The 10,858-nt window shown below is 47.5% G+C and carries 7 protein-coding genes and 2 rRNA genes (1 of these 9 cut by a window edge); all 9 read left to right on the plus strand.

Features of this window, described 5'->3' with window-relative positions; translation table 11 throughout:
• Nucleotides 1-2,325: ribosomal RNA gene (locus AABK40_RS23770) — 23S ribosomal RNA — on the plus strand; it begins 557 nt to the left of the window's first position.
• 111 nt (nucleotides 2,326-2,436) lie between these two features.
• Nucleotides 2,437-2,548: ribosomal RNA gene (rrf, locus tag AABK40_RS23775) — 5S ribosomal RNA — on the plus strand.
• 665 nt (nucleotides 2,549-3,213) lie between these two features.
• Nucleotides 3,214-4,143 (plus strand): ParA family protein, encoded by a 930-nt coding sequence (locus AABK40_RS23780; RefSeq protein ID WP_338399682.1) that lies wholly within the window; start codon nucleotides 3,214-3,216, stop codon nucleotides 4,141-4,143.
• Nucleotides 4,136-5,041 carry a ParB N-terminal domain-containing protein gene (locus tag AABK40_RS23785; protein ID WP_338399683.1) on the plus strand — a complete coding sequence of 302 codons (906 nt, stop codon included), beginning with the start codon at nucleotides 4,136-4,138 and terminating at the stop codon, nucleotides 5,039-5,041. The genes AABK40_RS23780 and AABK40_RS23785 overlap by 8 nt, the downstream gene beginning before the upstream one ends.
• A 383-nt stretch (nucleotides 5,042-5,424) precedes the next feature.
• Nucleotides 5,425-6,705, plus strand: coding sequence for an adenosylmethionine--8-amino-7-oxononanoate transaminase (gene bioA, locus AABK40_RS23790; RefSeq protein ID WP_338399684.1), 1,281 nt, complete (start codon nucleotides 5,425-5,427; stop codon nucleotides 6,703-6,705).
• Nucleotides 6,706-6,821: 116 nt separating this feature from the next.
• Nucleotides 6,822-7,991, plus strand: coding sequence for an aminotransferase class I/II-fold pyridoxal phosphate-dependent enzyme (locus tag AABK40_RS23795; RefSeq protein ID WP_332922916.1), 1,170 nt, complete (start codon nucleotides 6,822-6,824; stop codon nucleotides 7,989-7,991).
• Nucleotides 7,992-8,053: 62 nt separating this feature from the next.
• Nucleotides 8,054-8,716 carry a pimeloyl-ACP methyl esterase BioG family protein gene (locus AABK40_RS23800; RefSeq protein ID WP_338399685.1) on the plus strand — a complete coding sequence of 221 codons (663 nt, stop codon included), beginning with the start codon at nucleotides 8,054-8,056 and terminating at the stop codon, nucleotides 8,714-8,716.
• Nucleotides 8,717-8,901: 185 nt separating this feature from the next.
• Nucleotides 8,902-9,654, plus strand: coding sequence for a malonyl-ACP O-methyltransferase BioC (bioC, locus tag AABK40_RS23805; protein WP_338399686.1), 753 nt, complete (start codon nucleotides 8,902-8,904; stop codon nucleotides 9,652-9,654).
• A gap of 71 nt (nucleotides 9,655-9,725) precedes the next feature.
• Nucleotides 9,726-10,412: a dethiobiotin synthase gene (gene bioD, locus AABK40_RS23810; protein WP_338399687.1), complete on the plus strand. Its 687-nt coding sequence runs from the start codon at nucleotides 9,726-9,728 to the stop codon at nucleotides 10,410-10,412.
• Nucleotides 10,413-10,858 lie beyond the last annotated feature (446 nt).

Here is a 10,858-nt window from a genome sequence, read left to right on the forward strand (position 1 = left end):
GGAGCCCATTAGTTGGGTGACGGCGTGCCTTTTGCATAATGAGCCTACGAGTTGCTCCTCATTGGCAAGGTTAAGTCTTTAAGGGACGGAGCCGGAGCGAAAGCGAGTCTGAATAGGGCGATACAGTCAGTGGGGGCAGACGCGAAACCTTGTGATCTACCCATGGTCAGGTTGAAGATGCGGTAACACGCATTGGAGGACCGAACCAGTTAACGTTGAAAAGTTTTTGGATGAACTGTGGGTAGGGGTGAAAGGCCAATCAAACTGGGAAATAGCTCGTACTCCCCGAAATGCATTTAGGTGCAGCGTCGGGTTGAGTCTGGCGGAGGTAGAGCTACCGATAGGACTAGGGGGAGTCAAATCCTACCAAATCCTGACGAACTCCGAATGCCGTCAGATATAACCGGCAGTGAGGGCATGGGTGCTAAGGTCCATGTCCGAGAGGGAAAGAACCCAGATCCTCAGCTAAGGTCCCCAAGTATACATTAAGTTGAACTAAGGCGGTCCAGTTGCATAGACAGCCAGGAGGTTAGCTTGGAAGCAGCTATTCCTTTAAAGAGTGCGTAACAGCTCACTGGTCGAGCGACAGGGCATCGATAATAATCGGGCATCAAATGTATCACCGAAGCTAGGACAGTGTACATCTGTACATTGGGTAGGGGAGCATTCTAAGGGCAGAGAAGGTGTGAGGTCACTCATGCTGGAGCGCTTAGAAAAGCAAATGTAGGCATAAGTAACGATAAGGCAGGCGAGAAACCTGCCCGCCGATAGACTAAGGTTTCCTGATCAACGCTAATCGGATCAGGGTTAGTCGGGTCCTAACGCGAACCCGAAAGGGGTAGTGGATGGCAAATTGGTTAATATTCCAATACTTGCTATATCAGCGATGGAGTGACGGAGTAGTGAAAGTCCCGCGAACTGACGGAATAGTTCGTTAAAGAGTGTAGGTATAGGACCGGATAGGTAAATCCACCGGACCTGCTGAACTTGATAGTACCGCAACACTTCGGTGGCGTGGATAGTGGACCTAATCAGACTTCCAAGAAAAACTTCTAAGCTTATGGTATAGCAACCCGTACCGTAAACCGACACAGGTAGTCAAGGAGAGAATCCTGAGGCGCTCGAGTGATTCATGGCTAAGGAACTAGGCAAAATGACCCTGTAACTTCGGGAGAAGGGGTGCTTCCCTCGCAAGAGGAAGCCGCAGTGAAAAGATCCAGGCGACTGTTTAACAAAAACACATGGCTCTGCAAAATCGAAAGATGAAGTATAGAGCCTGACACCTGCCCGGTGCCGGAAGGTTAAGTGGGGGCGTTAGTCTTCGGACAAAGCGCTGAAATGAAGCCCCGGTAAACGGCGGCCGTAACTATAACGGTCCTAAGGTAGCGAAATTCCTTGTCGGGTAAGTTCCGACCTGCACGAATGGTGCAACGATCTGGATACTGTCTCAGCCATGAGCTCGGTGAAATTGTAGTAGCGGTGAAGATGCCGCTTACCCGCCACGGGACGGAAAGACCCCATGAACCTTTACTACAGCTTTACATTGACATTGGGTAACTGATGTGTAGGATAGGCGGGAGACTGTGATCCTGCGTCGCTAGGCGTAGGTTAGTCATTGGTGAAATACCGCCCTTCGGTTATCTGATGCCTAATCCCAAAAGGAGACATTGTATGGCGGGTAGTTTGACTGGGGTGGTCGCCTCCAAAAGAGTAACGGAGGCTCCCAAAGGTACCCTCAGCACGCTTGGTAACCGTGCGCAGAGTGTAATAGCATAAGGGTGCTTGACTGTGAGGCCTACAAGCCGAGCAGGAACGAAAGTTGGGTATAGTGATCCGGTGGTTCCGCATGGAAGGGCCATCGCTCAAAGGATAAAAGGTACTCTGGGGATAACAGGCTGATCTCCCCCAAGAGCTCACATCGACGGGGAGGTTTGGCACCTCGATGTCGGCTCGTCACATCCTGGGGCTGGAGAAGGTCCCAAGGGTTGGGCTGTTCGCCCATTAAAGTGGCACGCGAGCTGGGTTCAGAACGTCGTGAGACAGTTCGGTCCCTATCTGTGGTGGGCGTTGGAAATTTGAGGAGACCTGTCCTTAGTACGAGAGGACCGGGATGGACATACCGCTGGTGTATCAGTTGTGCCGCCAGGTGCATTGCTGAGTAGCTACGTGTGGATGAGATAAGCGCTGAAAGCATCTAAGCGCGAAACTCGCTCCAAGATGAGATTTCCTTTAAGGGTCGTTATAGACGATGACGTTGATAGGCTACAAGTGTAAAGGCAGAGATGTCATAGCTGAGTAGTACTAATTGCCCGAACACTTTCTCGTATGGGCTTTGCCCCATACTATGGGTCAGCAATTTTGAGAAGGCTGACAAATTTATTCCTTAGTGGAATGCTCCTCAATAATGTCTTAAACTTAAAAAATATTGAAGAAACTAATGGTGGTTATTGCGAGGGTGAACACCTCTTCCCATTCCGAACAGAGAAGTTAAGCCCCTTAGCGCCGATGGTACTGCAGTCACATGTGGGAGAGTAGGTCGCCGCCAGTTTGTTATTCAAAGCTCAGTCTTATGATTGAGCTTTTTTTTTCTACTGCATCCAAAAGCATTAGATCTAATTAAATATAAATCAGCTAACCGGTCTTTCAACGCCGGTTTCTTTTTAGGGATTCTATTTAACATAATGTATTAGTGTCGGTTGGATTCTTGTTTCCAATCGTTCTGAATATAAAGCGTAGCGGATAGTTGTTTTGAAAGCAGAGCGTCTAAAACCGGGGCAGTTTAAGGGCTAAAATTCATTTTAGTGGCACTTAAACTATGCCTCGCTCCTCAATAATTGAGGTAAATTTTGCCTTCAGGTAAAGTCATAGTCTCTGGTTGGCCACCAGGATAGATTCATCACCTCAAAGAGCTTTAGTCTGTGATCAGCTCTTATTCGCTTAATCATATACAGGTCCCTTGTGTAACCGCGTACACGGTACTTACACATTTATCGTGTGTGAATATTACCATTCGCCCATCAGTCATTTTCAGTCCATGAGTAGCCATTGTAGACCTGTGATTCGATGCTTGTTGTGATCGTATTTATTAGATGAATTTTTATTTAACATAATGTAAATTGATTAATAAAAATCCCTTTAATAAATCTCTTCATACATTGGTTAAAAGCTTTTTCTTGTCTTATTTTTGGGACAAATTTTATCAATTATCCTGCTATGAAATCACATATCACTGATTTTTTAAGACAAAGACAAAAGCTCCTGAATCTCTCAGCTATTGAAAAAGAGGCTAATTTACCGACAAGTGTTCTGGGGAAAATCATCCGTGGTGAGCGAGTTCTGACACCAAAACATGCCGAACTTTTACTCCCAGTCCTTCAGCAGGAATATGGATTTCCGACTGAAAAAAAAGCCTGCAGAATCATCTCTTTCATGAATCATAAAGGTGGTGTAGGAAAAACCACCACCACCGTTCACCTGGGCCGTGCAATGGCTATCGAAGGCTATAAAGTACTGATCATTGATTTCGATCCGCAAGCCAATGCAACTGATCACCTCGGGGTAAATCATGAGACCGAAAATATCGCTCATGCCCTGCTCGATCACCAACCACTGTCTATTATTTCCATCAAAGAGGACTTCGACTTGGTTCCTGGAGACATCGATCTGGCGCAGGTTCCTCGTAAATATGCTGGCAGTGCCACACAGTTTATCCGACTGAAAATTGCCTTGGATCCGATTAAAGACCAGTACGATTTCATCCTGATAGATTGCCCACCCTCATTGGAGTACTTCACGCAGAACGCCCTGAATGCCTCTACGGAAGCCGTTATCGTATCGACCCCAACAAGGCTTTCCATGAAGGGTATTCCTTTGGCGATCGATACGATTGAAGAGCTCAAAATGATCAATCCCTCACTGGAGCTACTCGGTGTTGTGATCACCGATTCCGAACGATTGAAAGTCAGCAAGCGATCTGAAGATGCTCTTCGCGACAGCAAGTTGCCCATCTTTAAAACCGTAATCCGACACTTCAAACACTACAAAGAGGCATCCGAACAAGGATTGACTATCTTTGAGGCTTTCCCCAATCATCACAGCACACAAGATTACCAAAAACTTGCTAAAGAAATCATCAATGGATAATAGAACCATCGACTTTAACGGTACCTCTGAGGAGGCTAAAAAACGAAAACAAATAGCCCGTACACTGGCGGGACTTGATACAAATATGACCTTGGATATTCTCCCTGAACTGGACCTCTTGATTCCTCGTCCAAGTCAGGAAGAAGTTGAACTTTTGGAAGAAAGCATCCTTGCTGAAGGGCTTAGGGAGCCGATCTCTATCTGGAAGCATAATAGCAAACAGATCATCGTTGATGGGCATAACCGTTATGCGATCCTGAAGCGCCACAACCTGCCTTTAGAGGTAAATATCCTCCATTTTCAGGATATTGAAGAGGTTAAAGACTGGATGATCAACACGCAGTTGGGCCGAAGAAACCTTACTGATGAGAAGCGTGCTTACCTGATCGGGATGAAGTATGAGCGTGAAAAGAAGCAGCAAGGCCGCAAGAAAAAATTAGACGAAGAAAAGAGGAAAGATTTTCCTCTTTTAGAGGGGAATACCTCCAATATTTCCGCTAAAACGATCGCCAATCAGGTCAATCAAAGCGACCGAACAATCCGTAATTACGCCTCCTTCTACCGTGGTGTAAACTTGCTCAGCACTGAGATGCAGAGCGACTTATTGGAAGGAAATATCAAGATCAGTAAAGGTCACCTGAAGAAGATCTCCCAGCATGCAGGGCAGATTAAACAGCCTATTCAGGACCTTGAAGAGTTGTCTAAAACCGTCGAACGATTCACTTTGAAATCAGCTCCGATGCCCAAACCTAAGGCAAGTCGGGCATTACTTGAAAAGGACATGATCGCCAAGGCCGAGCAGGTTTTCGCCCAAAGTGAGCACCTGACTGTAGAAGAAAGAGCTCAACTTTTGGACAGCCTCAGCCAATGGGCACAAAGCCAGAAAGAGCAACTGTAAGCCCATCACAAGCATTCAAAAAAGGGCAGATCATTGATGGTCTGCCCTTTTTTTATGTCGATGCCTCATCTCAAAATCTCTTCATCCTTACTTCGGGAAAGCTTCTCCGATTGCCATTTCCTTACACCCAAAAACGGGTTACATTTCTCTTTTCCTCCTTATCGTTTTGTAAACACATTTGAAAATATGGCAGTTTACAAAATAACTATTATGTAAACTGCCCGCCCTACGGGTACTCTAAACGCCACACGCTCCCAAGGATTGATTTTTATGCGCTACGGCTGCATTGCTTACATCCCAAAAGATTAAATTACACCTTCATTTGAGGCAGACCGCTTCGATGGATGAAGATGAATGAATGGTAAGAACTACTTTTTGGAAAGATGAACGAGCAGGAACTTTTGGCCTTTGATCGGGAACATTTATGGCACCCCTACACATCGATGATTGACCCACTCCCGGTGTATGCGGTCGATTCGGCTGCGGGCGTTCGGCTGAAGCTAAAGGACGGTCGTGAGCTGATCGATGGGATGTCGTCGTGGTGGTGTGCGGTGCATGGCTACAACCACCCGGTATTGAACCAGGCGATTCAGGATCAAAGCCGGAAGATGTCCCATGTGATGTTCGGCGGGATCACGCATGCACCTGCGGTTGAGCTGGGGAAGCTGTTGGTCGATATGACACCCGAACCTTTGCAAAAAGTATTCTTGGCGGACTCGGGATCGATTGCTGTTGAGGTAGCCCTGAAGATGGCGATTCAGTATTGGTACAGTCAGGGGGTGTCCGAAAAGAACAAGTTCCTGACCGTTCGGTCGGGCTACCATGGGGACACCTTCCATGCCATGTCGGTTTGCGATCCAGTGACGGGCATGCATCAAATCTTCAATGGCATCCTGCCGATTCACCACTTTGCCGATCAGCCGAGGAGCCGATTCGATGGCGACTGGGATCCTTCGGATCTGGACAGTATGCGGGAGCAACTCCAAGCACATCACGAAGCAATCGCAGGGATCATCATCGAGCCGATCCTTCAAGGCGCTGGGGGTATGTGGGCGTATCATCCCGAATACCTTCGTGGCTTGCGGGCCTTGGCGGATGAGTTCAATGTCCTTTTGATCTTCGATGAGATTGCCACGGGCTTCGGAAGAACAGGAAAATTATTCGCTATGGAGCATGCCGATGTGGTGCCTGACATCCTTTGTCTGGGCAAGGCAATCACAGGAGGATACATGACTTTAGCGGCGACGATGACCACCGAAAAAGTAGCTTTGACAATCTCTTCCAACAGCCCACATGTATTCATGCACGGACCGACTTTTATGGGGAATCCGCTCGCTTGTGCGGTGGCAGTAGCGAGCCTGAAGCTGTTGCAGGAAAGCGATTGGGAGGCCAACGTAAGGCGCATCAATGCCCACTTTCAAGCTACATTACCTACTTTAAGCAGCCTGCCTCAAGTCGTTGATATTCGAATTATTGGTGCCGTAGGAATTGTCGAAATGAAAGCCCCTGTCGATATGGGAGAAGCCCAGAAGTTGTTTGTGGAAAAAGGCGTTTGGATTCGCCCATTTGGGAAGAATGTCTATCTGATGCCTCCGTTTGTGATCAGTGATCAGGATTTGGGGGTATTGACGGATGCCTTTGTTGGGGTTGTTCGCAAATTATAGGGCACCTTCTTAGTTCAAGCGTCCCGCTTGGACTAAGCACTAAATAGGTTGATCCAAGCGAGACGCTTGAATCAAAATAAACCCGAATCATCAGCCTCGATTTAAATCAAAAAATCATGTACGAAGATTATCAAAACCAACTGAACATACTTTCTGAAAAGGGCAACTTGAGAAGCCTGAAGGAGATCGAGCCGCTCGGTGGCCCGTGGGTGCAGTACCAGGGAAAACGGATGCTCAACCTCTCCTCAAATGACTACCTCGGTATTGCCCACGACCCTCAGCACCTGCGAAACTTCTATGCCCAAATTACCGAAGATGCCCTCTTCGATCAGTTCGGACTCAGTGCCACTTCCTCCCGATTACTGACAGGCAACCACCCCGCCTATGGAGAATTCGAAAGGCTCCTTTGCCACTATTATCAAAAGACGGGCGCCTTGCTGTTCAACTCTGGGTACCATGCCAACGTCGGGATTTTACCCGCCTTGCTTGGTAAGAAAGACCTCATCCTTTCCGACAAACTCAACCACGCGAGCATCATCGACGGTGCCCGACTTTGCGATGCCGACCTGATCAGATACCGACACCTGAACTACGAACATCTCCGAAGCTTCCTGAAAAAATACCGACACAAATACGAGCAGGTGGTCATCATCACTGAAACCATTTTCAGCATGGACGGAGACATTGCCGACCTGCGGGAGCTCTGCAAAATCAAGGAAGAATACGACTGCATGCTCTACATCGATGAGGCCCATGCGATCGGTACACGGGGCGAGCAGGGACTCGGCATTTGCGAGGAGCAACAGGTCATCAATAAGGTCGATATCATCAGTTGCCCTATGGGAAAAGGCATGGCCTCGATGGGCTGTTTTACCGTGATGAACGAGGTACTGAAAGACTACCTGATCAATAAAATGAGGCCACTGATCTTTACCACCGCACTGCCGCCAATCAATGTGTCATGGTCGGTTTACGTATTTAGAGACTTCGTAAAACGTACAAAAAAACGGGGTCATCTAAATTCTGTATCTGAACACGTACAAAAAACGATGGTCCTTAACCACCTCAACGCCCCAAGCCAGAGTAATATCATTCCCCTGATTATCGGTGAAAATGAAGCCACCGTACAGCTGGCAGAAAACCTGCAACAAAATGGTTTTCTCGTATTCCCGATACGCCCGCCAGCAGTAGCACAAGGCTCCGCAAGGTTACGGATTTCCCTGACTGCCGACATGCAGATACAAGACCTGGAGCCTTTTCTGGAGTTGCTGAAAAACAATCCCTGATCACCTGCCGACCAAGCGGGCAACATCCCCTACAACCACAATTTTTAATTACCTTTACCTCCATGAAAACACACTGGGCAGTCAATGAAAATCGAGCGGAGCTTATGCTATTTTTTTGCGGATGGGGACAAGACCCCGCCCCACTGAAGCACCTGCTCAGTGAGCAATTCGATGTGCTGTTGATCTACGATTACCGCACAATTGAACCGCAGATGATCGAAGAGCAAACCGCCCGATACCACCAGGTGCATATCGTTGCCTGGTCGATGGGCGTATGGGTGGCCAACCAGTATTTCGAGGCGCTTTTGAAACAGGCAAAAAGCACCACGGCCATCAACGGAACCTGTCAGCCGATCCATGATCAGTTCGGTATTCCCGAGGCCATTTACCAGGGAACACTGGATCACTTTTCGGAGAAGAACCGCGATCGTTTCTTCCTTCGGATGTGTGGCGGACGCTCGGGCATGGCGAGTTATTCGGCTCCAATGCGAACGCTCGAAGATCAGCAGGAAGAGCTGGACCAACTCCAACAGCTGGTCAAACAACAGCCTGCCAAAAGTCCGCTGTTCCAACGGGCGATCGTCAGCGATCAGGACCTGATCATGCCGACCGAACATCAGGCGAATTACTGGCAACAGTTTCCAGCCGTAGACCTGAAAAGGATCGAAGGAGCCCATTACCCTTTTGGGGGGTGGGAATGTTGGGATGTGTTGGTTGATGGTTAGTAATGAATGGGTCGTAGACGGGAGCCTACGACCAGAGGTGATATCCGATTTGCGAAACAAAAAATCTGTGGTAATCTGTGTAATCTGTGGACAATAAAAAACCAGTTGGGATCGTAGAAAGGGTTCTACGACCAGAGGTCCAAGCGGGACGCTTGAACCATTGAACCAATTTTGAATATGATGTGATGACTGAAATGATAGATAAATCTTTGGTTCGTGAGCGGTTCCGACAAAGTCTCGATACTTACGACGAATCAGCGGTAGTACAGGCAAAAATGGCCCAAAAGCTCAGCGAGCTGATTGAAGTCCACCGATCGCCAATCATTGGGCGGGCACTGGAAATCGGTGCAGGATCGGGCATGCTGAGCAGGCTCTTGCCCCATGCTCAGATTGAGCAACTATGGGTGAATGATCTGGTGGATGAAAGTATGTCGGTGATCGAGCAGATCCGCCCGGACTTCTCACCGCTCAGTGGCGACATCGAACAGTTGGAATTGCCCGAAGACCTTGATTTGGTGCTATCTGGATCGACCTTTCAATGGCTGAGCGATCCAAAGGCTTTCTTCCAAAAACTGCACGACCAAATAGTCCCTCAGGGACTCCTTTGTTTCTCCACTTTCGGACCCGACAACTGTCGGGAAGTGCGTGAACTCAGCGGTCAGGGATTGCCTTATATGAACCTGGAAGAACACTTGGATTTGCTGTCTGATTTCGACTGCCTGCATGCTGAGCAGGTTCACTATCCGATGTATTTCGACAACGCCAGAAAAGTCCTCGGCCACCTCAAACGAACAGGCGTTAATGGCTTGCAAAAGCGACCGTGGAGCATCACCAAAGTCATCAAATTCCAACGGCAATACGACCAACAATTCCGTGATGAAAAGGGCGTCCGACTGACCTACCACGGGATGTTTTTTGTCCTTAAAAAACGATCATAATCTCTGGTCGTAGCATCCCGCTGCGACCCCAAAATCATGCAAGCATCCGCTTGCTTCCAAATACCGAAAACATGAACAAACCCATCTTCATTACCGCCATAGATACCGACGCTGGCAAGACGTATGCCACAGGATTACTGGCCAAATACCTGCAGGATCAGGGCTGCAATGTCATCACTCAGAAACTGTCACAAACGGGCTGTAAAGACACCTCAGAGGACATCGAGATGCACCGAAAGCTTATGGGCATTCCCATGCAGGAGGCCGATCGTTCAGGCCTTACCTGTCCCTATATCTTCGATTATCCTGCTTCTCCAGAGCTTTCTGCTTCACTTGAAGGCAAGGTGATTGATCCCATGACCATCAAGCAGGCAACAGATCAGCTCACGGAGCAATACGAACAGGTGATTATCGAGGGTGTGGGTGGTTTGTATGTTCCGCTGAATGCCGAAACCACTGTACTGGACTACCTGCAGGCGCAGGATTACCCAACCGTGTTGGTGAGTTCGGCCAAGCTTGGAAGTATCAATCATAGCCTGATGAGCCTTGAAATCGCCAAGCAGAGAGGCCTCAATATCCGTGGCATAATCTATAACCGCATTGCCGACCACACCGAGCTGATCGCCGAGGATACCCGACGTGTACTCCTCAAATACCTGAAGCAATTCGGCTTTCCTGAGGTCCTCATTGAAATCCCCAAAGTCGATGAAAACGGCGCCATCCCAGCCATTGATTTCAGCCCACTGATCCAGTCCTGAAGGGCATAAAAAAAGCATCATTATTCAAGTCCGAAGGCTTAAATAATGATGCCAAAAATAAAAAGCATTAGAGTCGTTGATTACTCTTAAAAACACGAAAAATTAACAAATATGAAAAACTAAAAAGCTGTTGATGTCCATTCCAAAAAATGGGTTGATGTTGGGTAATTAGGTTTGATTATTTTATGGTTGATTTAGTATAATGCTGATGTAAAAAGCGGGCAAATACTCGCTGAAAAAAGGTTGGTTGATGATGGGTATAAAAGTTTTACTTTACAGATAATATGCTGAAAATATCAAGTTCGTCCATTCACTTATAACAGCGTATTGACGATCAAAAAACCGTAGTGAAAAGTTGAGAATTTTCGTCAAAAATCGAATATAACTCATTCTTTTACTGATAGTTATAATATTTTATGTTCGATTTATAATAAGCTAAATCAATA

The sequence above is a fragment of the Persicobacter psychrovividus genome (genome assembly GCF_036492425.1).
GTDB lineage: Bacteria > Bacteroidota > Bacteroidia > Cytophagales > Cyclobacteriaceae > Persicobacter > Persicobacter psychrovividus.

Bases quoted from the DNA above. Each gene is read 5' to 3' on its own strand.
- AABK40_RS23780 (WP_338399682.1), top strand. From the start codon at position 3,214: ATGAAATCACATATCACTGATTTTTTAAGACAAAGACAAAAGCTCCTG.
- AABK40_RS23785 (WP_338399683.1), top strand. From the start codon at position 4,136: ATGGATAATAGAACCATCGACTTTAACGGTACCTCTGAGGAGGCTAAA.
- bioA (WP_338399684.1), top strand. From the start codon at position 5,425: ATGAACGAGCAGGAACTTTTGGCCTTTGATCGGGAACATTTATGGCAC.
- AABK40_RS23795 (WP_332922916.1), top strand. From the start codon at position 6,822: ATGTACGAAGATTATCAAAACCAACTGAACATACTTTCTGAAAAGGGC.
- AABK40_RS23800 (WP_338399685.1), top strand. From the start codon at position 8,054: ATGAAAACACACTGGGCAGTCAATGAAAATCGAGCGGAGCTTATGCTA.
- bioC (WP_338399686.1), top strand. From the start codon at position 8,902: ATGACTGAAATGATAGATAAATCTTTGGTTCGTGAGCGGTTCCGACAA.
- bioD (WP_338399687.1), top strand. From the start codon at position 9,726: ATGAACAAACCCATCTTCATTACCGCCATAGATACCGACGCTGGCAAG.